Annotated in this window: 24 protein-coding genes; 7 read left to right on the forward strand and 17 right to left on the reverse strand. The window is 45.4% G+C overall.

Annotated elements, in window-relative coordinates:
• Positions 1 to 143 precede the first annotated feature (143 nt).
• On the forward strand, positions 144 to 1,043 hold the full coding sequence (locus ACO0KZ_RS00445; RefSeq protein ID WP_422991628.1) for a GGDEF domain-containing protein: 900 nt from the start codon (positions 144 to 146) through the stop codon (positions 1,041 to 1,043).
• A gap of 86 nt (positions 1,044 to 1,129) precedes the next feature.
• Here the strand turns inward: ACO0KZ_RS00445 and ACO0KZ_RS00450 are convergent, their stop codons facing one another.
• Positions 1,130 to 2,470: a porin gene (locus tag ACO0KZ_RS00450; protein WP_422991630.1), complete on the reverse strand. Its 1,341-nt coding sequence runs from the start codon at positions 2,468 to 2,470 to the stop codon at positions 1,130 to 1,132.
• A 419-nt stretch (positions 2,471 to 2,889) separates the two neighbouring features.
• Here ACO0KZ_RS00450 and ACO0KZ_RS00455 point away from each other — a divergent pair, with 419 nt between their 5' ends.
• Positions 2,890 to 4,125, forward strand: coding sequence for an SGNH/GDSL hydrolase family protein (locus ACO0KZ_RS00455; protein WP_422991632.1), 1,236 nt, complete (start codon positions 2,890 to 2,892; stop codon positions 4,123 to 4,125).
• Positions 4,126 to 4,252: 127 nt separating this feature from the next.
• On the opposite strand, the gene ACO0KZ_RS00460 is transcribed toward ACO0KZ_RS00455, so the two are convergent.
• From ACO0KZ_RS00460 to ACO0KZ_RS00475, 4 genes are read right to left on the reverse strand one after another with little or no spacing between them, the layout of a single operon-like run.
• Positions 4,253 to 4,720, reverse strand: coding sequence for a DoxX family protein (locus ACO0KZ_RS00460; RefSeq protein ID WP_422991634.1), 468 nt, complete (start codon positions 4,718 to 4,720; stop codon positions 4,253 to 4,255).
• Between the two features lie 48 nt (positions 4,721 to 4,768).
• Positions 4,769 to 5,545: a putative DNA-binding domain-containing protein gene (locus ACO0KZ_RS00465; RefSeq protein WP_422991636.1), complete on the reverse strand. Its 777-nt coding sequence runs from the start codon at positions 5,543 to 5,545 to the stop codon at positions 4,769 to 4,771.
• Complete coding sequence (locus ACO0KZ_RS00470; RefSeq protein ID WP_422991638.1) at positions 5,535 to 6,437, reverse strand: DUF692 domain-containing protein; 903 nt, start codon at positions 6,435 to 6,437, stop codon at positions 5,535 to 5,537. The genes ACO0KZ_RS00465 and ACO0KZ_RS00470 overlap by 11 nt, the downstream gene beginning before the upstream one ends.
• Before the next feature lie 20 nt (positions 6,438 to 6,457).
• The gene (locus ACO0KZ_RS00475) at positions 6,458 to 6,712 is read right to left on the reverse strand and encodes a DUF2282 domain-containing protein (RefSeq protein WP_422992747.1); all 255 of its coding nucleotides are present in this window, start codon (positions 6,710 to 6,712) and stop codon (positions 6,458 to 6,460) included.
• A 214-nt stretch (positions 6,713 to 6,926) separates the two neighbouring features.
• On the opposite strand from ACO0KZ_RS00475, the gene ACO0KZ_RS00480 reads away from it, so the two are divergent.
• Positions 6,927 to 7,142, forward strand: a complete 216-nt coding sequence (locus ACO0KZ_RS00480; protein ID WP_422991640.1) for an RNA-binding S4 domain-containing protein — start codon at positions 6,927 to 6,929, stop codon at positions 7,140 to 7,142.
• Between the two features lie 58 nt (positions 7,143 to 7,200).
• Here the strand turns inward: ACO0KZ_RS00480 and ACO0KZ_RS00485 are convergent, their stop codons facing one another.
• The 7 genes from ACO0KZ_RS00485 to edd form a co-directional block, all read right to left on the reverse strand.
• A complete protein-coding gene (locus ACO0KZ_RS00485) occupies positions 7,201 to 7,635 on the reverse strand; it encodes a hemerythrin domain-containing protein (protein ID WP_422991642.1) in 435 nt (144 codons plus the stop codon).
• A gap of 292 nt (positions 7,636 to 7,927) precedes the next feature.
• Positions 7,928 to 8,134: a YjfB family protein gene (locus ACO0KZ_RS00490; protein WP_422991644.1), complete on the reverse strand. Its 207-nt coding sequence runs from the start codon at positions 8,132 to 8,134 to the stop codon at positions 7,928 to 7,930.
• Between the two features lie 123 nt (positions 8,135 to 8,257).
• Positions 8,258 to 8,788 (reverse strand): molybdopterin-guanine dinucleotide biosynthesis protein B, encoded by a 531-nt coding sequence (gene mobB, locus ACO0KZ_RS00495; RefSeq protein ID WP_422991646.1) that lies wholly within the window; start codon positions 8,786 to 8,788, stop codon positions 8,258 to 8,260.
• Between the two features lie 149 nt (positions 8,789 to 8,937).
• Positions 8,938 to 11,694, reverse strand: a complete 2,757-nt coding sequence (gene ppc, locus ACO0KZ_RS00500; RefSeq protein WP_422991648.1) for a phosphoenolpyruvate carboxylase — start codon at positions 11,692 to 11,694, stop codon at positions 8,938 to 8,940.
• Between the two features lie 373 nt (positions 11,695 to 12,067).
• Positions 12,068 to 13,681, reverse strand: a complete 1,614-nt coding sequence (pgi, locus tag ACO0KZ_RS00505) for a glucose-6-phosphate isomerase (protein WP_422992748.1) — start codon at positions 13,679 to 13,681, stop codon at positions 12,068 to 12,070.
• A 53-nt stretch (positions 13,682 to 13,734) separates the two neighbouring features.
• Positions 13,735 to 14,373 carry a bifunctional 4-hydroxy-2-oxoglutarate aldolase/2-dehydro-3-deoxy-phosphogluconate aldolase gene (gene eda, locus ACO0KZ_RS00510; RefSeq protein ID WP_422991650.1) on the reverse strand — a complete coding sequence of 213 codons (639 nt, stop codon included), beginning with the start codon at positions 14,371 to 14,373 and terminating at the stop codon, positions 13,735 to 13,737.
• A 61-nt stretch (positions 14,374 to 14,434) separates the two neighbouring features.
• On the reverse strand, positions 14,435 to 16,282 hold the full coding sequence (edd, locus tag ACO0KZ_RS00515; protein WP_422991652.1) for a phosphogluconate dehydratase: 1,848 nt from the start codon (positions 16,280 to 16,282) through the stop codon (positions 14,435 to 14,437).
• Positions 16,283 to 16,624: 342 nt separating this feature from the next.
• On the opposite strand from edd, the gene zwf reads away from it, so the two are divergent.
• The 4 genes from zwf to ACO0KZ_RS00535 all read left to right on the forward strand — a co-directional run bounded on the left by zwf (position 16,625) and on the right by ACO0KZ_RS00535 (position 20,820).
• Positions 16,625 to 18,082, forward strand: coding sequence for a glucose-6-phosphate dehydrogenase (zwf, locus tag ACO0KZ_RS00520; protein WP_422991654.1), 1,458 nt, complete (start codon positions 16,625 to 16,627; stop codon positions 18,080 to 18,082).
• Positions 18,069 to 18,821: a 6-phosphogluconolactonase gene (pgl, locus tag ACO0KZ_RS00525; RefSeq protein ID WP_422991656.1), complete on the forward strand. Its 753-nt coding sequence runs from the start codon at positions 18,069 to 18,071 to the stop codon at positions 18,819 to 18,821. Before zwf ends, pgl begins: the two co-directional genes overlap by 14 nt.
• 121 nt (positions 18,822 to 18,942) lie before the next feature.
• Complete coding sequence (locus tag ACO0KZ_RS00530; RefSeq protein WP_422991658.1) at positions 18,943 to 19,854, forward strand: SIS domain-containing protein; 912 nt, start codon at positions 18,943 to 18,945, stop codon at positions 19,852 to 19,854.
• 126 nt (positions 19,855 to 19,980) lie between these two features.
• Positions 19,981 to 20,820: an HDOD domain-containing protein gene (locus tag ACO0KZ_RS00535; RefSeq protein ID WP_422991660.1), complete on the forward strand. Its 840-nt coding sequence runs from the start codon at positions 19,981 to 19,983 to the stop codon at positions 20,818 to 20,820.
• A gap of 42 nt (positions 20,821 to 20,862) precedes the next feature.
• On the opposite strand, the gene ACO0KZ_RS00540 is transcribed toward ACO0KZ_RS00535, so the two are convergent.
• From ACO0KZ_RS00540 to ACO0KZ_RS00560, 5 genes are all read right to left on the reverse strand, one after another.
• Positions 20,863 to 21,321 carry a flagellar basal body-associated FliL family protein gene (locus ACO0KZ_RS00540; protein ID WP_422991662.1) on the reverse strand — a complete coding sequence of 153 codons (459 nt, stop codon included), beginning with the start codon at positions 21,319 to 21,321 and terminating at the stop codon, positions 20,863 to 20,865.
• 33 nt (positions 21,322 to 21,354) lie between these two features.
• Positions 21,355 to 21,957, reverse strand: coding sequence for a lysophospholipid acyltransferase family protein (locus ACO0KZ_RS00545; protein ID WP_422991664.1), 603 nt, complete (start codon positions 21,955 to 21,957; stop codon positions 21,355 to 21,357).
• A gap of 192 nt (positions 21,958 to 22,149) precedes the next feature.
• Positions 22,150 to 22,764, reverse strand: a complete 615-nt coding sequence (locus ACO0KZ_RS00550) for an AAA family ATPase (protein WP_422991666.1) — start codon at positions 22,762 to 22,764, stop codon at positions 22,150 to 22,152.
• Between the two features lie 72 nt (positions 22,765 to 22,836).
• On the reverse strand, positions 22,837 to 23,562 hold the full coding sequence (locus ACO0KZ_RS00555) for a pseudouridine synthase (protein WP_422991668.1): 726 nt from the start codon (positions 23,560 to 23,562) through the stop codon (positions 22,837 to 22,839).
• Between the two features lie 111 nt (positions 23,563 to 23,673).
• Entirely contained in the window at positions 23,674 to 24,879 is a 1,206-nt protein-coding gene (locus ACO0KZ_RS00560; protein WP_422991670.1) for a M24 family metallopeptidase, read from the reverse strand.
• Positions 24,880 to 25,069: the final 190 nt, after the last annotated feature.

The following is a 25,069-nucleotide window of genomic DNA, read 5'->3' on the forward strand; positions in this document are numbered from 1 at the left end:
ATGATTAAGTAGAACGGGAAAAAAATCTTGATAACCAAGTTTCGCATTATTCAGAGGTCACCTTGGAACATATAGGTCATTTTAAAGATTCAGGTTTTAAGGTAAATGACATTCAACTTTTTCACGGTTTAGCATCCCAAGAGATGAGTGCAATACAACGAGCACTTGATCTTTGTCCTGTGGTGTCAGCGCGTGCTGGCGAAATCATCATCGACAGCAACAGCCCGGGTGCATGTCTATATGTCGTGCTGGTAGGCACATTGGCTCAAGCTAGCAGTGTCACGAAGCGCCAATTAGAAAGTGCCAGCACACAATATTTTGCTGGTGAATGTGTTGGTGAGATTTCAGTATTGAATGAAGAGACTTCGGTCGCGACAATCGCCGCCGTTAGCGATAGCCAACTACTCTTAATCGATGCTGCCTGCATGTGGAAATTGATTGATGAATCAAATGGTGTTGCGCGTAATCTGTTGCGTTTGCTCTCTTTCCGAATTCGTGCCACCAACGCACAGCTACGCAATCGGCAAAAAGTGGGCGAATTCTATCGCCAACTTTCTATGGTGGACGGCTTAACTGGTTTGCATAACCGCTCTTGGTTAAACGCACAACTCCCGGGATTGATCGAACATGCGCATGCAACGCAGACCGAGCTCAGCGTCATCATGATCGACTTAGATCACTTTAAAAAATTCAATGACCAATTCGGTCATGTAGCCGGTGATGAAGCATTACAGGCAGCGGCAAAAGTAATTAACAATGGTCTGCGCCCGAGTGACTTCGCTGCACGCTATGGTGGTGAAGAAATGCTTATTATCCTGCCGAGTACAAGTGAAGAATCTGCCTTAGTGGTCGCTGAACGGCTTTGTGAACGCATCCGACAAACAAGGGTTTTCCAAGACAGCCAACGGCAATTGCCACATATAACCGCATCACTTGGGCTCGCCAGTTTGCGATCAGGGCAAGATGGTGTAGCAGTCATCGCATGCGCAGACGCGGCGCTCTATAGAGCGAAAGAGCGCGGTAGAGATCAAGTCGCCTTATAAAAACCATTGACCATAAAAAAGAGTGCTTGCAATTGCAGCACTCTTCTTTATTTAGATTCGCAGATACAAATCTGTAACATCAGCAATTAAAAGCGATGGCGGATACCAAATTGTAAAGCACGACCTGGTTGACCTGCGACTTCAGTAAACCCACCTGAAGCACTCGCCGCACCAGGTGCATATTGACCATCATTCTGATTCTTAATGTATGCATAAACAGCATACAAATCAGTACGCTTCGACAAATTGTAATCGTAACCTAGTGCATACTGTGTCGCGTCACTATTCGACAATGTCTTATCATCTTGATGACTATAGGATGCCATTACACGACCATTGCCGATTTTGTAGTGCATACCTAGGCTATAACTTTCAGCTTTTAACTTGAAGTTCTTAGTGACGTTAGATCTAAAAATACTTGTCCAAGCAGCGATAACTGGTGCTGGCACGCCGCCCGCTTTTAAACCTGGTGAAATTTCCTGATCCCACGCATCGTAAAACACTGGCAACAAAATCGAATTCTCATTTTTCATGGATTGATAACCAGCGAAAAATTTGAAGTCTTCAAAACTGTATGAACCACCCGCTGTTGCAGTTACTAAACCAGTAGAACCATCGGTATTTGTACCACGGTTATAAGCAATACCTACGTCGAAACCATTGGCTTTGTATTTCACGTTAGCCGCGAGGAAATCTTTGTCTAAACCGATGTAGCCGGAATTTTTAAAACCGTACATCAAAGCGCCGCCAAAACCGCTTGGCAACTCAATACGATATTGCACGGATTTATTTGAACGGATCGCCATACCTGTGGTCAACAAGCCACCAGTACCGCCTGTAATACCACCCCAACTACCTGCCATACCACTTTCAAACGCATCTGCCGCATTAAAGACTTCATATGCAGGGGTATACATACGACCTGCCAATATCGCACCTACGGGTGTGATCAAGCCCACCATCGCGGTACGGTCAAACAAACCACCATCTGGACCGCCGCCTCGCGCTAACACCAGTGAAGAAGTTGCATTGACATTGTATTTAGGTTGTAAGGCAGCGCGAACGCCAGCCAATGTTTGTGCTGCAGCGCCCTTCAAAACCGGATTACCGAAATCTGGAAAGTCCATACCTTTGGTCAATGCAAAGCCTTGATAATCACTCAAGTTACCGGCTTTGTTGCTGCCGGTATCAACCTCTACGCGAGCCTCAAGATTAAAAATTGCTTTGTAGCCGCCGCCCATATCTTCGGTTCCTTTGAAACCGATACGAGAGCCGTCAGCAATACCACTGACCATTTTTGTTTGTGTGCTCTTGCCACTATTACTCACTTGAATACCAGCATCCAAGATACCGTATAAAGTGACATTGGTCTGCGCAAACAGAGGAGCTGCAAAGCATGTACCCAGAGCAGCGATTATAAGTTTCATTTTCATTTTTAATTGTCTCCAAAATAGTTCTTAAATACTTGTAAAACGAACGCACGTACTAATTTCATTTGTCAAAATATGACATTGATCGTCCCACTTGTATAGGAGCATCATTCAGAATTGAATGACTGTCGCAAAATAGACACTAACAAAAAATATAAGACCAGCGCTTAAATTAGACATCGTTAATTGACTTTCGTCCGCTATGGAAATATCAATAAAAGATAGGTCTTTTTCATTGATTATTTTCAAGGCCGACCAGGTAAAAATGATGTTTTTTTTCGAATAAATCTTCTAATTTTGAATGTCGTTTAATTGCACCTCGCAACCCCATGCCTGAACTTAATGACATATAGTAAGCATTCAAATAGCACTATCGTTCGTTTCGCCTACACTTATAAAATTGACCAGGAGACAAAATGCGTTACATTAACTATTCACTGACTATCATCGCGGCTGCGATTCTTGCAGGCTGCGGCGGCAGCGGCAGCAACGCCACTGATCCAGCGCCAAAAATCAAGTTTACTTCTCAAGTCTCATTCGGCGATAGCTTGAGTGATGTGGGCACCTATAAAGTAGGCACCGTTGCGGCACTCGGCGGAGGCAAGTACACGATCAACAGCGCAACTACAAAGAACTGGACAGAAACTGTTGCGGCCGACCTCGGACTGCCAGCACCATGCGCCGCGCAAACTGGCTTAGAAGGTTTGGCATCGCAAGGTTTCAACGTACCTGTAAAAAATAATTCTGGTTGCACAAGCTATGCCCAAGGTGGTGCACGCGTTACGAATCCTGTTGGTCCTGGCAATAAAGCATTAGGCGGCGCCAATGCTATTTTGGGACAAATGACTGTACCTGTTGCAAAACAAATTCAAAATCATTTGGACGCAGTGGGTGGCAAATTTAGTGGCACTGAAATTGTCTTCGTCAGTGGCGGTCCGAATGACGCTTTTATTCAGGCAAGCACTTTATCTGCTGCTGCAACGGCAGCGGCAACAGCCGCAGTAACTGCGGCTGTACCAGGTCAAATCCAAAAAGACATCGCTAGTGGCGCATGTACACCAACTGACGCTCAAGCAAGCAATTGTATTGCTGGTGCAGTAGCAACCTTAACACCGACCGTTGGCGCTGCGGCTGGTGCTGCTTATGCAAAAGCAAATGCACAAACCTATGTGGACGCCATGGGAACAGCAGGCACTGAATTAGCTGGTTACGTGAATAATCTGATATTGGCAAAAGGTGCTAAATACGTGGTGGTGGTCAACATGCCAGACTTGAGCAGAACACCCGATGCTCTAAAACAAAGTGTTGATACGCAAACATTATTAAACGGTATGAGCATCACATTTAACGCACGCCTCTTGGCAGGTTTAGCCGGTAACGATAATGTCTTGATCGTCGATCTTTTTACACGCTTCCGTGACCACACTTCAAATCCTGGCACTTATGGAATCGGTAACGCGACAACACCAGCGTGTGACTTATCTGCAGCGAAAAATCCTTTGGGCTCGTCTTTGGTCTGTAACGCAAATAATTTGATCGCTGGCGATACTAGCAAATACTATTTTGCTGACAATGTTCACCCATCACCTTTAGGCTATTCTTTGTTCGCCAGTTTTGTCGGCGAAGAATTGGCGAAGCGCAAGTGGAAGTAAGATGCATTGAATTTAGCTGAACTGAACTAAATTCAATACTACCAGGAAGAAATAAGACTTCTGCATAGAATAAAAAAACGGGATTGCTCCCGTTTTTTTATTTCTAAATCTGACCTCAAAAAATTGACTATTTCTTCTGCGACAAGTTGTTCAAAAATCTGTCGCAACTTAATTTATCTGGGCCTAAAACAATGGTAAGAAGTATCAGTCCACCCCAATAAAAATGGTCATTTAAACCTGCAGGACACTCTAGGGTCCAAAGAATAGGATACGAAACTACTGCCATCAAGTTCACCGCAAATAAACCAACACCAGCGAGGCGTGAAAACAAACCCGTCAAAAGTAAGATCGGAAGTATAAGCTCACCAGCGGTTCCCATATACGCAGCCAATTCTGGCGAGACCAGAGGAACCTGATACTCCTCACGAAACAAATCTAAAGTTGACGGCCAATCCTGTAATTTTATCCAACCTGACTTCAAAAACTGCCAAGAAATGAAGCCACGTAAAGCAAGGTTAGCAAGAGCGCGCGCACCATCTAGTAACTTACCATCGAAGTTCGTCAATGTTTGATGCAAGTATAAGAATTTATTCATTGGAATGTGAAAGCTGAATGATTGAAGTAATTAGTCGGTGCGACCCAACTATTCCTTACATTCAAAACCGATAAAAACACCCAAAGCAAACCATTTCTGTAATTGAGAAGCGATATCGAACTGAGAATCGACTGACATTGCCTGTTCCAATGCATCACCTAATATCTCGCCTTGCTGCAATGCTTGCAAAGCACGAAAACTCGCCGCATCCAATAACGTGAGCTCAACCCGCCACTTAGGGCGGCTCGCTAAAGCATAACAAGAAGTATCTAAAGGAACATCTATCGCCCGTATTGGTTGCTCCTGATGCGCAAGATACACTTGAGCAGCAGCATATGATGACTGAAACAAACTGGCTGCAGGATGAAACAATAATCGGCTGGATTGGACGGAGTCTCCGACGCATGACAAAAACTGCGGCAAGCTGATTAATTCAATGTTTTCAGCATAATAAGCACAATGCAACTGCCACTCCAAAGCCGCGACTGTAGGGAAATAAGGATAGTCCTTAACAGCAGCTTCTATCGAAAGATAACTTGAAAATTGTGATCCAAATTGATTCAAATCACCGGATTGAGAGGGAAATTGCCTGCCGTATTGCAAAGCGAGGTAAGTAAAGAACTCATCCCCAACAAGTTGCTGCAGCACTGGGAAAGTGTTTAACAGCGTCTTCGTCCAAATACTCTGTACATTCCCCCGATAGATAGCCAACCGTCGTTCAATCAGTTCAGCTTCAGTGGAAAATAAATCAGGTACGGAATCTAAATCTGCACTCATCACCAGTCGAGAAAAATGCTCCTGAGTTTGTCGCATTTTATCGTCCATGCACAGTCCTCGTTTGCTGACGAATTTCTTGTGCTGTATTGGCCTCGTTTAGCAAAACGTCCAATTCTGGCACATCCGTATCCCATTCGATGAGCGTAGGCACCTCAGGACTCACATCACGACAAAATTCACTGTAGAGCTCCCAAACAGCTGGAGCTACACAGCTGCCATGATCATCGATCACAGCATTCTCAGTCCAAGTATGTCCAGCTAAGTGAATCTCACCAACTATCTGATTTGGCAAGCTTGCAAATTGCTGTATTGCCGCACGCGCATCTTCGCCATGATTGCATTGATTGACATACAGATTATTAATATCCAGCAAAATGCCACAACCTGTACGTTGGCTCAGTGCGATAAGAAATTCAGCCTCGCTCATTGCGTCATCGCGAAAACGCAGATAGGTAGACACGTTTTCGATCAAGACCTGGCGCTGCAAATAATTTTGTAAAAAATTAACTCTATCGCAAACCAATTGTAAAGCGCAGTCTGACAAAGTTAGTGGTAATAAATCGTTCAGATGTTGCTGAGCAATTGCGCCCCAACATAAGTGTTCTGAGACCAAAGTGGGATGAATTCTGTCCACCAGGCGCTTTAACTTTTGCAGATGAACTTGATTGATCTGATCAGGCGCTGCAGAGCCTAAGCCAAGACCCACACCATGCAAGCTGATGGGATAATTTTGTGCGACGTGTTCGAGTACGTGCAAATCGAAACCACCATCACCAAAATAATTTTCGGAGTGAACTTCTAGCCAGTCTATCTTTATTTGATGTTCTAAAAATTGACGATAATGTGGCGTCCGCAAACCTATTCCATTACCATGTAAAATCGGCACTTCGGAAGTAGATTTGCGGCTTTCACTGGAAGAAAAATGATTCTTCAAGTTCAAATAAATCTAAGTCGCAAATCTTAAGATTTAGGCGCTTCTAATTTACCGCCCATTTTTTCACAGCTACCTGCTGGTACTTTTTTCCACTCATTAGGATCGTTATCTTTCTTTCCTTGACCAGCGCAAGAGTGACTGCCATTTTTTGTCGCACAATCATTTGCACCGGCTTTAGCAATACCATAGCACTTCTCTGTTTTCGGCGTGTCAGCTGCCATCAAAGTAGAAGACCCCATCAAACCAGCCAGTGCCACTGCAATCATTGCTTTACTATTCAAGTTGCTCATATTTATTCTCCAAAGTGAAATAAAAAAGTAGCGTTAAAGTGCTACCAACTGCAAACTACAATGAGTAGTCGAAGTAAACAAAGAATCCTTACAAAACTGCCTCAAAAAATTTTCAATTTTGATTCTGCCTCGATTCTAGCTACTAGTAAAGCTTTTAAAATGGTGTATCCTGCCACTTTTATCGAACTTATTAGATTGGGCAGCCATGCAAGAAATCAGCTTTACCGTCGACGGAGACTTTGTGGAATTAAATCAGTTACTAAAGTTGGTCGGTGTTTGTGACAGTGGAGGCGCGGGTAAAGTGATCGTCGCCAGTGGTGCGGTTCGTGTCGACGGCAAACAAGAATTGCGTAAAACAGCAAAAATTCGCCCAGGTCAACAAGTTCAGCTTGGCGAGATTTACATCAAAGTAGAAGCTTAATATTAAGACACTCTCAAGCAATAGCAATAGTAAAACGGATTACCATGTTAAGCGCTAATTAAACTAAAGCTGCTTTTTCTTCGCTCAATTTGCCTGCAGAAATTTCGTTGCTGATTAAAAATTGCGCAAGCATATTGTCCATCGTCGCTACATGATGTTCAAACCATAAAGGCAATTCTTCTGCCAAGCTTGCGCCAAGATCGTGTTCACCCGCTGCATAGCGACGCCTCACCTCTTGCATGACTTGCAAAACAGCGTCATGTTCGCCTTGATGACAGCCTGCAGGAGGAAAATTGGTTTCACGCATCCACCTATCTTCTTGTGTAAAATGTTCGACTGAATGATTGATCAATGCATCCAGGCGACTTAAATAAGTAGCTGGCTCATTCAAAGATAAAGCAGCACACAAGGCAACGAATTCTTGATGCGTTTCATCCATCACTTCGTGTTTCAAACTTAATCGATCCGACCAGGTCCATTCTGGTTTTGTCATACAAACCCTCAACAATATAAGAATTAATTATCAATAGCAAAAAATTTACGGCTAAGTTTTCGGATCACGTCCAGATGATGCGAAACATCCAAAGCACCAGAGCGAACAGGCAAAATAAGCCGCAATAGTTTGCAATTATCGCCGATTGCATAGAAACCAGCTTGTATACTTTGGCTCAGTTAACACTAAAAATGTATCCGCCTAAAAACCTTTCCCAAAAACAAAAACAGCGCTCAATTTTCATTGAACGCTGTCTAAGGTGTATAAAAGCAAGCTGAATCGACTACATTAATTAGGCCGTTGTATTAATATTACGCCCCAAATTAGGCGGTAAATTTGGCACAGTATTAGCACTAGAATTAGGAATGGCTTCAATCAGCGCAGTCGCGCTATCTTTACTAATATCTATTGCCTTCTTCAGCACCGCAATGCTCACTTCTTGACTGACACCTACATCGGCTATCGTAGTTGCAGTTCTCGCAATTCCGGAAACATCCATGACAATTCTCCTTATCTATACACCCTTTAACGGCCAGAACTTAAGGATACTTTAGAGTTTCTTTCAAATTCTTTTGAATTTTAAGTCTAGATACCAGCATCACTGCGTGAATGCAGTCTTAATTTATAATATGTTACGAAATTGTCCTTGACCAAGATTATCTAATAGCCAATCTAAAATTTCTTGGGTTTGATTCAAATCTAGCCATAAAATATTCTCAGGGCAATCATTTGGGCGTGACACATCGGAAGCGACCGCCACAACATACTGATCATTTGGGTAAATCGCGGGCTTACCCAGTGCTGGACGGAATACTTCCATTTTTGCTATCGGCGCCCACTTGTAACCCTCGATTAAGGTCAAATCTGCTGGTGCCAGGCGTGCCAACAACTCAGCTAACTGCGGTTCGTGAACCTCACGTAATTCATGAACAATAGCATAACGAAAAGGTGAAATTAATAAGACTTCTTGTGCACCGGCCCGCCGTAATCGAGCACTATCCTTATGTTCAGGCTCCAAAATCACATCGTGATGACTATGTTTAACTAAATTGACCCGTTTACCATGCGCGGTTAATCCTGCAAGGAGATTTTCTAGTAAGCTGGTCTTGCCACTGCCCGACCAACCAACTACCCCTAATAATGCGGTTTCCATATTCTTAAACCTGCCAATAAAGAAAGGGAGTATAGCGAATACTCCCTTTTTGACCGAGTAAAAATTAAAGCCGCATCGAATGTGTTGGATCCTGCGTTCGATTTACTTGTCCAAAATCAAACTGCATAAATTCATACACGCGCTATTCATCACCCACTATTACGCAAGCCCGCTGCAATACCATTAATAGATAAATGAATTCCGCGGCGTACACGTTCGTCTTCATCACCCTGACGATAACGCTTCAATAATTCAACTTGCACGTGATTCAAAGGTGACAGATATGGGAAACGATTCACAATAGAGCGCTTGAGCAATGGATTGTCAGACAGCAAATCATCACGTCCCGAAATCTGCTTCAAAACAGCAATAGTTAACGCATGTTCAGCTTCCAAACGCGGGAAAATGCGATCGCGCAATTCCTCGTCTTTGACCAATTGCGCGTAACGACTCGCAATCCCAATGTCGCTCTTGGCTAAGACCATTTCCATATTTGACAACACAGTCGAGAAAAAGGACCAATCTTTAAACATCGCTTGCAAAGTATGCAAGCCATTACTTGGATTCGCCTCCAGGTATTGCTTGACGGCACTACCAAAACCAAACCAGCCCGGCAACATCAGGCGGCATTGTGACCAGCTAAATACCCAAGGAATTGCGCGCAAATCTTCAATCGCCGTCGACTTCTTACGCGATGCTGGGCGACTACCAATGTTCAAGCCAGCGATTTCAGAAATCACGGTCGACTCCCAGAAGTACTGTTCAAATCCTTCGGTCTCGTACACCATGTTTCTATAGGCTTTAAAAGCGTTTTCGGATAAGGCTTCCATGGTTTTGAGGAACTCTGGACGCGGCGCCAGCTCGGTGTGTGAAAGCAAACTTGCTTCCATCGTTGCGGCCGCCAACACCTCCAAATTACGACGTCCCACTTCGGGATTCGCGTATTTTGCGGTGATGACTTCACCTTGCTCTGTCAAACGGATCTGACCTTGAACTGCTCCTGCTGGTTGCGCCAAAATAGCTTGATAGCTAGGGCCACCGCCACGCCCCACTGAACCACCACGACCATGGAACAAGCGCAGACGCACTTGGTGTTTAGCAAAAACTTCGACCAAATCAATTTCAGCTTTATACAATTCCCAACCAGAAGTTAAGAAGCCGCCATCTTTATTACTGTCAGAATAACCGAGCATGACTTCCTGAGCGTTATTGCGACTTGCCAACAAATTTGCATAAGCAGGAATGCCAAACAATCTATCCATCGCTGGCGCACTATTTTGCAGGTCGCCAATGGTCTCAAACAGAGGAATGACATTCACATCCAAACGATTCTCGGCCGGATGTAACAAGCCAGATTCTTTCAACAACAAAGCCAATTCCAACATATCGGAAACGCCATCCGTTTTCGAAATGATGCAATTGGGGACAGCGCCTTTTCCATAACGTTGTTGCGCTGTGCAGGCTGCGCGGTAAATCGCTAATTCGGATTGTGTTTCTTCAGAATACGTCAAATAGGGTGACGCCAATGGACGAGAAGAACTGATTTCTGCAATTAACACTTCGATACGCTGATCTTCATTCAAATCTAGATACTTCAATGAAGGATTCGCGGCTTGCAACAACTCAGCGACGACGCGTTCATGCACGTCGGAATTTTGACGCAAATCGATAGGAGCGAGATAGAAACCAAACACGCGAACCGCACGACGTAAGTGACGCAAACGGCCACGCGTAATGCCGATTGAGCCATTATCGGACAAAGATTGATGAATAGTGTCGAGATCCGCCACCAACTCCTCAGCACTTGTATATGCATCAGCAATACCACATGGAGCGATCACCGGATCCAGTCCAAGCAAGTTCTTAAACGTACTCGCTAAACGTGCATACACGCCACTCACAGCCAATCGATATGGTTCATCCGCACGATGAGGCGAATGATCAGGAGAACGCTCAGAAAGCGCAACCAACTCTGGTGAAACCTTGACCAACAGAGTCGCCATCGACAATTGTGAACCCAAAGTATGCAACTCTTCCAAATAAAATTTGAAAGCGCGCGTGGATTGCATCGTTAAGGTTTTTTCTAGAACGCTGGCAGTCACAAATGGATTGCCATCGCGATCACCGCCAATCCAACTACCTAAACGCATGAAGCTAGGCAATTCTGTTTTTTCGAAACGTTGATCTTTACTCGCCAGTAAATCTTCTAGGCCTGCATACAGGTGCGGTAATTCACGCAAGAACGTGTAGTCATAAAAACTCAAACCATTTTCGACTTCGTCCAACACCGACAATTTCGACATACGTAGCATGCGCGTTTGCCACAGAGTCAAGACCGCACGTTCTAAGGCATCTTCATTAGCGCGTGATTCTTCTGGAGTCAATTGCATACGATCGCGTTCATCGAGTAAGCGCGTGATCACCATCTGACAATTCAAAATACTCTTACGTTGCACTTCCGTTGGATGGGCAGTCAGTACCGGACTTACTTCAGCAGTCTGAAAAAACGTTTTCAGATCTTCTGCACCATTTTCGCTAGCAAAGAGTGTTTCTATAGTGTGCGCTAGGCTGCCACGACGTGGCGCCGAACCTGCAATCAAGTGCGCACGCGTGCGGCGAATGTGATGCTGATCTTCCGCCAAGTTCACTAAGTGCGAAAAATAACTAAATGCGCGAATCAAATGCGTAGTCTGATCATTCGTTAAGGTATCGAGCGTATTTTCCAACTCTGCACGTGCAGCAACATCGGCATCGCGACGGAAACGAATCGAGTTTTGACGTACCGTTTCAATGAGAGAAAAGACTTCTTCACCGTGTTGGTTACGAACCGTGTCACCCAAAATGCGGCCGAGGCGGCGGATGTCTTCACGGAGGCTCTGGTCTTTATCGTCAGCGATATCGTTCATGATCAGCTTTAAATGGTTTTAAGTAAAATTGGAAATAAATAGTTTATGCGAAATGGAGCGACTTAAAAGTCAAGACATCTTAACAAAGCTGGTAGCACTATGGCTGGTATATCAGCTTCATTCAATATAAATCAAATAGGTAAAGCGTAGTTCAAGGAACAGGATTTCTTGAATTCGCTTCTACTCCCTTCTCCCGCGAACGGGAGAAGGGTTGGGGAGTCAAAGCATGCATTGACGATGATTCAGGTTCGAATGAATTATCCGTAAAACTAAAGAAAAAATCACGATTTGCTATATTGCTTCAAAAGATCGCAATTGCTAAACCACCCTCCCCCTAGCCCTCTCCCGCTTGCAGGAGAGGGGACTATTCATCTCAACGATGGCGCTTGGTCAAAGCCTTTAACAAACCCTTAGTCGAACTATCGTATTCTTCTTTCACTGCAGCGGGATCAAGGCTGATCAATTGCTGCGCCAATGATTTTCCTAACTCAACACCCCATTGATCAAACGCATTGATATCCCAGATCACCGATTGCACAAACACTTTATGTTCGTATAGGGCAATCAAGGCGCCGAGCGAGCGTGGCGTTAAAGAATCGAGTAATAGAGTTGACGTTGGACGGTTGCCTTCAAAGACTCGCGGTGCCAACATTTTTTCTGACAGATCACCGAGCTCTGCACGAACTTCTTCAATATTTTTACCCCAAGCCATCGCTTTCGATTGCGCAAAGCAATTCGCGAGCAAAGCTTGATTGTGACCAGGCAACCCCGCATCATCATCAGCAACCACGATAAAGTCGGTTGGAATAATCGTCGCGCCTTGATGCAGCAATTGAAAGTATGCATGTTGACCATTGGTACCCGCTTCACCAAATAAAATCGGTGAAGTCGTGTAATCAACGCGTTGACCTTCGCGTGTCACCGACTTACCATTACTTTCCATTTCGAGCTGCTGCAAGTAGGCTGGCAAGCGCGTCATGCGCTGGTGATAAGGCGCAATCGACAATGCTTGCAAGCCGAGGAAATTAATATTCCAGACACCAATCAATGCCATCAAGACCGGTAAATTTTGTTCCAGCGGTGCTTGCGCAAAATGTAGATCCATCTCGTGCGCGCCCGCCAACATTTCTTCAAAGCGATCAGCGCCAACGTACAAAGCAATCGACAAACCAATTGCACTCCACATGGAATAACGACCACCCGCCCAGTTCCAAAATGGGAACACGTTTTCCTCTGCAATACCAAATGCGCTTGCGGCTTTGACGTTAGTACTTAGTGCGACAAAATGTTGGCGAATCTGATCTTCTGGACAACCATGATTCAACATCCATTCACGTGCCGTACGTGCATTCGTCAAAGTTTCCATCGTCGTGAAAGTCTTAGACGCGACCACAATCAATGTCGTTTCGGGATCGGCGTTTTCCAAAGAATCAGCGACATGACGACCATCGACGTTCGAGACAAAATGCAGAGACAGATTTTTTTGGGACCACGGTGCCAAAGCGATACATGCCATCTGCGGACCAAGATCAGATCCACCAATACCAATATTGATAATCGTGCGTATCGGCTTGCCGGTATAACCTAACCAACGCCCTTCGCGCACCGCATCACTAAAGCTGCGCATTTGCGCTAACACACTGTGAACATCCGCTGCGATGTTCTCGCCGTTCAACATGAACTTCTCGCCCTTAGGCAAACGCAATACGGTATGTAAGACCGCACGATTTTCTGTGTTGTTAATCGCTTCACCGCGTAACATCGCATCACGGCGGGATTCCACTTCTTGCTGACGCGCCAGTGCTAATAAATTGAGTTTCGCCGTGGTATCCATGCGCTGTTTGGAATAGTCCAACAACATGCCGCAAGCAGAAGCAGAAAAATGTGTAAAGCGCTGCGGATCAGCACGAAACAACTCTTTCAAACTCGGCATATTATTTGCGCGTTGCTGTAACAAACACCACAATGGGGTACGAGAAACTGAGATAGCCATGATCAAACAACCTGAGAAAAATGAATTGAGAACCAAACTACTGAAATTTACTTACCTGCCGCTGCTGCCTGCGCTGCCAATTGTCCAATTGCTGCCCAGTCATTGCTGCTGATCAAATTCGCGGGACACATCCATGAGCCACCCACACACAAAACATTGGATTGCTGCAATAAGGTTGGCGTCGATTCCACCGTGACGCCGCCAGTCAAACAAAATTTCACGTCGGGGAATGGGCCGCCGAGTGCTTTTGCCATCTTCACGCTACCAACGATATCGGAAGGGAACAACTTGACGACCTTAAAGCCATGTTCCAATGCCAGCATCAAATCGCTTGCACCACCGACGCCAGGAAAATAAGGCAAACCCGATTCGGCAGCCGCTTTTGCCAATACAGGCGTGATCCCAGGACTGATACCAAATGCAGCACCGGTATTACGTACCGCATCGAGTTGCGCTGGCGTCAAAATCGTGCCCGCACCGACCGTCACTGTTGGGCAAGCTTTCACGACTTCACGCAAGACCGTCAATGCATTCGGTGTGCGCAGTGTAATTTCGACGGCTGGCAAACCATTTTCAGCGAGCGTTGTCACGCAACGAATTGCTTGATCCACGTCATCTGTCACCAAAATAGGTAGCACACGTACTTGTGCTAGTTGGGAAATAATCGCGGCGGTCGTCATAGTCATCTTGGGCTCACTTCTAAACGGTAAATTATCAAATTTAAAATTACGATGGATTTTCTTAAAATCAAACGAACAAAGTCGAAGCGCCCTGCTCTGGCGATGTCACAACACGACGTTGCGCGACGAACAAATCTCTTCCATAACCATAACTACTATCGATACTGACAGTTGGGTTAGTCCGCGCTGCCCAAATTGCATCATCGACCAAAGCACGCAATTCGCCCGTGTGCACATTCAATTCAATCATGTCGCCATCGCGTACTTTACCAAGTGGTCCACCTTGCGCAACTTCTGGACTCACATGCAAGGCAGCCGGAACTTTGCCTGACGCGCCTGACATACGACCATCAGTCACCAAGGCGACTTTGTAGCCAGCCGACATTAAGCTACCAAGCACTGGGGTGAAATGATGTAACTCTGGCATACCGTTCGCTTGTGGACCTTGGAAGATCACGACCGCTACGAAATCTTGATTCAATTGCCCTGCTTTGTAGGCACCCACTAAGGCGTCTTGCGATTCAAATACTTTGGCTGGAGCACGCACGATCCAGGCATCTTCTGGCACTGCAGATGCTTTAACAATCGCACGACCTAAATTGCCTTGCAACAAACGCAAACCACCGGTTGCAGCAAATGGCTCATCCACATTACGAACGACAGTTGGATCACTGGATTTTTCTGGATTAGCAATGAAAGCAACCTTTCCGTCTTGCAATTCTGGACGCGTTGTGTGCGACGCCAAACCTTGATTGCCAAAAACGGTCATGACATCGGCGTGCATCAAACCTTGCGATAACAGCTCACGGATCACAAAGGTAGGGCCACCGGCGTCTTCGAAGGCATTCACATCAGCGGTACCATTTGGATAAATCCGCGTCAACAATGGAATCACGGAAGACAATTCATCAAAATCTTCCCAGTCAATAAGAATGCCAGCTGCGCGCGCTACCGCAACCCAATGAATCGTATGATTGGTAGAGCCACCAGTCGCCAACAAAGCAATGACGGCATTGACGATAGTCTTTTCATTCACAACATGACCGATAGGACGATAGTCACCACCAGCTTCGGTCAATTTCAATACTTGTTCCACCGCCGCATCCGTCAATGCATGGCGCAAAGGTTCAGATGGATGAACGAAAGCGGCACCTGGCAAATGCAAGCCCATGGCTTCCAACAACATTTGGTTACTATTGGCCGTGCCATAGAAAGTACAAGTACCCGCACTATGATAGGCAGCGCTTTCTGCAGCGAGCAATTCTTCTTTGGTTGCCTTACCTTGAGCATAGCGTTCACGAACAGCAGCTTTGTCTTTATTCGACAAACCAGAACCCATAGGGCCGGCCGGAATAAAAATCGTCGGCAAATGCCCAAAGGCCAAAGCACCAATCAATAAACCTGGAACGATTTTGTCGCAAATACCAAGACACAAGGTCGCATCGAAGGCATCGTGGGACAAGGCAACCGCGGTTGCTTGCGCTATCACATCACGCGAGAACAAGGACAATTCCATGCCCGGGCGACCTTGAGTAACACCGTCACACATAGCAGGAACGCCGCCAGCGACTTGCGCGGTTGCATTGAATCGCAAGGCCGCTTCTTTAATTTGATCGGGATAAACCGCGTAAGGCTGATGTGCAGACAGCATATCGTTGTAGGCCGTCACGATACCGATGTTTGGTTTCTGAGCCTGATTCAACCAGATTTTGGTCTTACTATCTGCCGCCGCATTGGCGTGTGCTTGATTGGCACACGACAAACTTGCGCGACGCGGACCGCGGCTACGCAATTGGTCTAAGCGCGCCAAATACTCCGCACGCAGAGTCTTACTGCGCTCAATAATACGTTGAGTGACTGCATCAACCACCGCGTTGATTGCAACTTGATTTGTTTTTTGTCCAGAAGTCGTCATAGTTTTGTGGGGGTATCTAATTCGAATAATTGAAAGATAGCACAAAAACAGAAAAAAACTGTAACAAACTTTCAGAAATACGAAATTTTTCTTATTAAAACCTAAAAACCATCAAAAATATCGTAATGAAACTACATTTTTGACGAAATATGGTTTAAGCTATGGCATAATTTATGACGTTAATAAGCATCAAAAATTTATACTTCTCAACACAAAGGCACTGAGAAAAGTAGGAGAAACGCAATATGAATTTATTCTCTAACTTCTCTCGTTTTTCTTCCAAGTCTCTGTGTCGGGAAGTTTTTAAAATTTCTTCACCCATTAAAATTATTCGGAGTCCACATGACTACTTTTGTATTGTTTGGCGGTACTGGCGATCTGGCAAAACGCAAGATCATTCCTGCACTGTACAGCGCGTTCGTCAATGGACGTCTTGATCCCGAGTTCAGTTTTATTGGCGCAGCACGTGAGGCACTGAGCGACGATGATTTTCGTACCCGCGTTGCAGCGAGCATAGAAACTTATGCAGCGAAAGCGAATGGCACACCAGAACAGTTAGCTGGATTCTTAGCGCTGACTGGTTACTCCAAGATTGATGCGAAAGTGCCGACTGATTTTGACGCCTTAAAGGCGCGTGTAAATATAGATACGACTAAAGCAAAATTATTCTATCTGGCAATCGGCCCAGATATTTTCATTCCTGTAGTTGAGCAATTATCCAAGCACGGTTTGGTGGAAGGCAACGCCCGCGTTGTAGTCGAAAAACCTCTAGGTCGCGACGCAAAATCTGCCAAGGATATCAATTCCGCTCTGCGCACCTATCTGAACGAAAATCAAATCTATCGTATCGATCATTACCTCGGTAAAGAAATGGTACAGAACTTATTCGCACTACGTTTTGCCAACTCCTTCCTCGAACCATTGTGGAATCGTAAGTGGATACAAGACGTACAAATTTCGATTTCCGAACAAGTCGGCGTAGAAACACGCGGTGATTTCTATGACAAAACCGGTGCTTTGCGTGACATGGTGCAAAACCATTTATTACAATTGGTTTCTATCGTGGCGATGGAACCGCCAGTCAACGCCAATCCAGATGCGATCCGTGATGAGAAAGTGAAAGTCTTACGCGCCTTGCGCAAATTTACGGCTGATGACGTTGCGAAGAAAACTGTACGTGGTCAGTATCGCGCTGGTGCAGTCGATGGCAAGCCCGTGATTGGCTATCAACATGAGCCAGGTGTACCAACTTCCAGCCGTGCCGAAACCTTTGTCGCGATTCGCGCTGAGATTGATAATTGGCGTTGGGCGGGTGTCCCCTTCTACCTGCGCACTGGCAAACGTATGGCGAGTCGTTGCGCGGAAATTACCATTAATTTCAAGCCAATTCCGTATTCGATTTTCGGCAAAGGCCAAGGCCCTTTGCGCTCCAATCGTCTAGTCATCACTTTGCAACCGGAAGAAAGCGTGCAGTTGTTCATGAAGGCCAAAGAACCCGGTGAAGGCATACGATTATCCGATGTCGCTTTGAATTTGGATTTTGCTGAAGCGTCCAATTTACGTCGTGTGGAATCCTATGAACGCCTATTGCTTGACGCTTTACATGGCGATCTGACTTTGTTTGTGCGCGATGATGAATTGGGTGCAGCATGGGAATGGATCGACCCGATTATGTCCGCCTGGGAGAACGATGCGGAAGGATTGAAATCCTATATCGCGGGCAGCTGGGGTCCGGCCGCAGCTAGCTATTTGTTGGCGCAAAACGGCGCAGCGTGGGGCGAAGAGTATGTGGAAGGCTGAGCAGAACATGGAAGCAATGATGGAGACTAAAGGACAAAAAGTGAGCAACGCGATAGGTTTTTCAGACATACAATTTAATTGTTTCGAAAATTTCAGCGAATTAACAACGTCACTGGTCAACGAATGGGTCGGGCTAATCGATACAGCAGTGACGGCTAAGTGCCCTGCCGCATTTGCATTGGCCGGAGGCTCAACCCCAGCACCGGTGTACCGCGAACTGGATCAAGCCTTGGCAAAGCGCGCGCCATCCGACGTGCGCCTAGCGGCTACCGATGAGCGCTGGGTCAATGATAATGATCCACAAAGCAATGAGGGGCTATTCAAAAAATGTCTACCTCTTAGCTACGGCAAGCAATGGAACTTAGTGTCGTTGAAAAATGCTGCTAACACGCCAGAAGTCGCCATGGAAGCAATCAACGAACGATTGCATCAACAAATTCCGGGGCGTTTTAGCGCGGTGTTGCTGGGAATGGGGGCAGATGGTCATATAGCCTCGTTGTTTCCTGGTGCACCGACACAAGCCGATGGTTTAGATTGTTTGGCAGCAGTGCATCCGCAAACACATCAAACTCGGATTTCTTTATCTTTGCCACGTTTACTGCAGACAGAAAAAATTTGGCTAGTGATTACAGGTGATGAAAAACGTCAAGTGCTGGAAAACGCCTTAACAAGCAACTTGCCAATTACCAACTTATTAAAGCAGGCACAGTGTAAGATTGAAGTTTTTTGGTGCCCGTAACTTCGCTAAAAATAGGCTGAAATTGCGCTCATAAAGCGTAGAGTTCAGAAAGTATTCACTTATGTTTACCCCATAAGAAAACATAAGCGGCAAAAACAGAAACGCTAGAGGCAATCACAATATGGTCAACGTTCTTTCGACAAAAAACACTTCGACCAACAATCCGCCTGAAAAGGGATTGTTAGCACGCATACGCGTCGCTAGCACCGCATTAAGCCGGGCAGAACGACAAGTGGCAGATTTCCTTTTGCAAAAACCGCACGACGCTTTAGAGATGTCGATCCGCGTATTGGCTCAAGTTTGCAATGTGAGTGAACCGACCGTCGCTCGTTTTGCGCAATCTTTGGGTTTTGATGGTTTCAAATCATTCAAGCTCGCATTCGCAAAAAGTCTGGCAACCGGCATTCCCTATTTACATCTCGACGTAAATCAAGCTGATCAGGTGAAAGATGTATTACCGAAAGTATTTGACCGCACCATAGCCACCTTGATGGAAGCACGCAATACCGCCAATAGCGCGAGCTTCGAAGCAGCGGTCAATTTATTATCTCGCGCTCGTCGTATTGAGTGTTACGGTCTTGGCTATTCGGGTGCTTTAGCGATTGATGCGCAATTAAAATTCTTCCGTTTCGGCATTCCAACCACGGTATTTTGCGATGCCCATTTGCAGGCACAATCGGCGAGCTTACTCAATAGCGATTGTCTGGTGGTGGCTTTTTCACGCACTGGTCGTACCCGCGATTTAATCCGCAGTGTGCAACTAGCAAAAGATACCGGTGCCAAAGTTTTAGTCCTGTGCGCAAGTGGCGGACCTTTGGCAGAACTGGCGGATGTTCATATCAGTGTGGACGTCGAGGAAGATCCTGATATTTATACACCGATGACCTCACGCTTAGCGCATTTGACCTACATCGATGCATTGGCAGTTGCAGTAACCTTATTGCGCGGGCCGGCAGCAATCGATATGTTGGAGCGAGCTAAAGCGAGTATTTCAGAAAAGCGCTTGGTATCCAAACTTGATGAAGCGCTTTAATACATTAATATGAAGCAAAAGATTACAACAATCTGCAAAATTTGATTAAAAACCACGCACTAAAGTCTCAATTTCTGGCAAGCTGCCTTTGTACTGATTCTATCTTTAAAAAGGGAGTAGCTTTAAATGACCCAATTGAGCTTGCAGCAAGTTACCGAGAATCTAAAAGATCTTCCCACGCTGCCTGCCATCGTGATGGAATTGCTTAACAGCCTCGAACAAGAAGATACCGATATCAATTTGTTGGCACAGAAAGTCACCCAGGATCTGGCACTCACTGCAAAAACTTTGCGCTATGCGAATTCTCCGTTTTACTCGACTTTAGTCAAAGTCACCACGATACAGCAGGCGATTTCCTTACTCGGTTTAGAAACTGTAAAGCAGATGGTCTTGTCTGCGGCCTTATCGGGCTGTTTTCCAGAAAATAACTGCCAAGGATTTGATCACAAGGCTTTTTGGCGCCATTCAAATGCCGTTGCCTTTGTTTCAAAACTCATCGCACGTCGCATGAATTTTAATGAGGATGTCGCCTTTACTTCTGGCCTTTTACACGACATAGGCTTACTAGCTTTGGTCAGTTTGTATCCACGTGAATTCGAACAAGTCATTACCTACCGCAAAGAGACCTTAGCGACTCAATTTGAAGCAGAACGAAAAATATTGGGGATTGATCATGCGGCGGTGGGAGAGGCATTGGCCGTTGAATGGAATTTTTCAGACGTGATGAAAAATGCGATTGGCGGACACCATAATCCTGATCGACCAGGAATTGGTTTCTTAGCTTCGGTGATTCATGTGGCTGATGGTGTAAGCCATATGTTGAGCCGCAATTCGGAATCAGAAGAGCTAGCTATCTCGGTATCTGTGGTGTCATGGAATGGACTAAACCTTGACCAAGCCTCACTCGACACCTTAATTGAAGAAGCGACTATACGATTCAAGAAACTTGATCAAGTTGAATTATAAAAAAATTCAAACGCTTACACCCAAGTTCCCACGATGTTCATTTTAGTCTGTGCGCTGATCTTGCAACAATAATTCAGTCACCATCACCGCCTGCACCTTATCCGTCTTTAACAACAAGTTGAACTTTCGTTTTAATTCATTTTGCAATTCAAGCTTGCCCTCCATAGAGCGCAATGACGCAGCCTCGGTGGTACTTAATTCTTTACGAAAATGTGAATTTAATAGAGATTGATTTTCTTTAAGCCAAGCCTCATCGCCATCAGCTACCTGCACTGTGACCGAAAGTCGTGCCACTACACCCGAATCGTTCACGATAGTCTGTTTCAATTCTATATAGGTAGCCGCAACACCAACGTCTGCGCCAATACGTGTTCGATAAATAAAAAAAGCTAATGCGGCAAATAACAATAAAACTAGTACAGCCGCATAGACAGTAAATTTGTCTTGCGACTCACTTTTTTTACTGGATTTGCTACTCGTTTCGGATTTTTTGACGATCAACTTCCATCCTCCTCAGGATTGGGCGATAAGCATTTACTTCTTTACATTAATATTATTTGAATCAAACTGCTGCGGATTTTTCCCACTGAAATTTGCATAGAACTGCTTAATCAGAATCATATCTTCATCAATGTTGCCGCAAGGATAGAATAGTTTTCCAACGCCGCCAATCTTTTCTTTAAAATCGACGTATGCCAAGCCCAGAGGAACACCGGCACCAACCGCAATATAATAAAAACCGGTTTTCCAGCGCGTGACCTTATCGCGTGTCCCTTCTGGCGGCACAATCACCAGCAGTTTGTCACTTCGCGCAAATGCATCAATGGTGCCCTGCACCAGATTACCTGATTGAGAACGATCCACTGGAATACCTCCAAGCCATCGCATGATAGCACCCAATACAGGTGGAAACAGACTCGCCTTACCCATCCAGTAAACATCCAAGCGCAATACAAAACAAAGCATTAAAGCAATCGGAAAATCCCAATTGCTCGTATGTGGCGCCGCGATCAAGACACATTTCTGCACGTCGGCGGCGGCACTGTCGACTCGCCAGCCAAGCAAACGCAAAATCACTGCTGAAATCCAGCGCATGAGCGTATTAATGACAGGTGTTTTGAAAATGGTGAAATGCATAAGTAATCTCTATACAAGTAAAACCAAACTGCCAGGCTGAATTCTTTACAGACACAGCATCATGCTTGGTTAAACCTGCTTTTTAAAGGTGAGGAATTTTTACAATCTTATTTTTTGTATTACCTTAGCTCGGATTGAATTCGTCAATCGGCTTTAAGTCTCGCAATCCATTTTCAGTGGGTAGCATGGGATTTACTTCTTAATGACCCACTGTAACAACGCTTCCCATTGAGCTAAGTCCTTTTCTACTTTTGACGGTGCTACATCCCAAAGCGTTGCTCCATGTGCAGCCAATTGAACATAGTTTTGCGTATCGCGCAAATAGCCCAAAACAGGTAGGCCGAGTTGTGCCACATAATGCGTTAGCTGGTCAGCGGCTTTTGTGCGCGCATTGACTCGCATACCTAGCACGCCAACTTCAAACCTATCGTCACGCTTAGCTAATTTTTTCAGAAAATCTTCTGTCGCCAAAATATCAAACATCGACGCTTGCAAGGGAACCACGACTTTATCGGCGATTTTCAAAATCGCATCCAGTCTATTGCCCTTAATTCCTGCTGGGGTATCAATCACCACGTGCGTAGTGCCCTTAGGCGGTTTTGCAATATGACCATCGGAGATTTCCCAGCCAGTAATCGCTGGCAAGCTGGCAGGCCTTAAGGCCAACCAAGCACGTGACGAGTGCTGGACATCAGCATCGCCAAGCATCACCTGATGCCCTTGTGCGGCAAAGTAGCCAGCGAGATTGGTAGAAAACGTACTTTTACCCACTCCACCTTTAGGATTCATTACGGCGATCACAAGCATATGTATTCCTTATCAACAGAAACTGGAGGGGCTAAAGAAACTACTTTAAGTAAATCTCTATGACTTGCTACATCACTGCTCAGAATCCGAAACTAAAAGTGCCAAATGTTCCGGCTCAAGATAACACCACTCGCCCTCTTGTAAACCTAAACTGGATAAATTCAGTTGACCAATGGCAGTACGGGTCAATGCAGCACAATGATTCCCTGCAGCCGCCAACATCCTTTTTACTTGATGATATTTTCCTTGTTCCAAGACAATTTGCAACTGAAATTCACCTAGCTGCACACAACTTTGAGCGGCTAGAGGTTCGGGTTCGTCATGTAATTGCACGCCAGACAATAATTTTTCAACAAGTTCCGCAGTCACGGGTTCGGCGGTCGTTGCGACGTACAGTTTAGGAATATGGCGTTTGGGAGATGACTGTGCATGAATGAATGGCCCATCATCCGACATCAACAACATTCCAGTCGTATCATGATCTAAGCGCCCAACCGGTTGCACATCACGCCAGCTCAATTGCTCCGGCAGTAAAGTCAGCACACCGGGGTGATGCGAAGGCTTACGTGAACATTCAAAATTGGCAGGCTTATTTAAACATAAATACACATGCTCGCGGTAGGTCCACTCTTCGTCAAAAATCGTAAACACCAGACCTTGAGTTTCAATTAATTCTTTGTAGTTATCACGAACTTCCCCATTGATGGTAATTTCACCATCTTCAATCAGTTCACGACAGTACTTACGGGTGCCGAAACCCTGCGATTGCAGAATACGGTCAAAAGACAATTTACTCATGGGAAAATGCTCAAAAAATGCAAGCCTGCATTTTACCCGTTAAGGATGACTAGAAGCAAAAAAAGCCTGCGACAGCAGGCTTTGACAGTGCGATTTCATTTGAGCAATAAGTCAAACCCCAAATGGCGCATCCACGGCATAACTCTGTCCTGTGAACCACTTGGGACCTTGTTCAGTCATATAAAAGTGATCTTCTAAGCGGATGCCAAATTCACCATCCAGGCAAATCATGGGTTCGTTGCTAAAGCACATACCCGCTGCCAATGGGGTTTTGTTCCCTTTCACCAGATAGGTCCATTCGTGAATATCGAGACCTATCCCATGACCCGTTCGGTGTGGCAAACCTGGTGTCTTGTAACCTGGACCTAGACCTGCTGCGTCTAACACACGACGTGCAACAGCATCAACGTGTTCGCAAGGCACACCAATTTTTGCCGCATCGAAAGCGGCAGCTTGCGCAGCTTTTTCTAAATCCCACATACTGCGCTGACGCGCAGTCGGTTCGCCAAATACATAACTACGCGTAATATCGGAATGGTAGCGCTCTATCATGCAACCGGTATCGATCAGCACCATATCGCCCTCTTTCAAGTATTGCACGCCATCCGGGCCATGTGGAATCGATGTTGGCAAACCAAAACTGACAATACAAAAGGTCGAACTGCTCCCACCAAAAGCACGATGTGCTTGATTTATGAAATCGGCAACTTCAACTGATGAAATACCTTCACGTAGAATTTTTGCGGTGCGTCTTTGTACTTCTAAGGTAATGGTTTTAGCCGCCTGCATCAGAGCAATTTCGTTCGCAGATTTATGCATACGGCATTCAGCCGTGATCACCATCCCATTCACGATAGTATGCGAAGTCAGCGCTTGGCGCAGACCATCCGCGATAAAAAACGGTGCAGCTTCATCCAGAGCGACCGTGCCACTCAAACCCTCATCTTGCAAAACTTGTGCGACTAAAGTATATGGACTTTCGTCTTCTTCCCACAGGCGAATCTCCGCTTGATCACCGAGGGTTTCGCGCAATTTGGAATCTTCAAATGCGGGACTAATAAAAGTCAATTTGCCATTCCGTGTCAATACTGCGCCTACCAAACGCTCACTTTGATACCAGGACAACCCGGTAAAATAGTACAAGCTGGTACTCGCACTCATAATCAATGCAGCAATACCACGCTCTTGCATTAAGGCTGAAGCCTTATCACGCCTTTGTTGACGCTCATCATTCGTAATGGGACGAACATGAGACAGGTCTTTAACGATGCTGGCTAATTCAGTTGCGGCGTTTGAACCACCGATGGAGCTCGTCATATTATTTCCTTCGTATCAGTAATCAGTATCAATTTAAAGAATAGGATGCAGCAATAGCAAAGACTGTAGCAAACATAACTCATCTGGTCTTGATAAGCGCGAGTATAACCATGACGAAATCTGCACAATAAAAAAGGCTAGTCTTTTTTCGACTAGCCTTTTTTATTGTGCAATGGAGCCAAATGCTTAC

Origin of the sequence: Undibacterium sp. Di24W, from assembly GCF_049340325.1 — a bacterium.
Classification (GTDB): Bacteria; Pseudomonadota; Gammaproteobacteria; order Burkholderiales; family Burkholderiaceae_D; genus Undibacterium.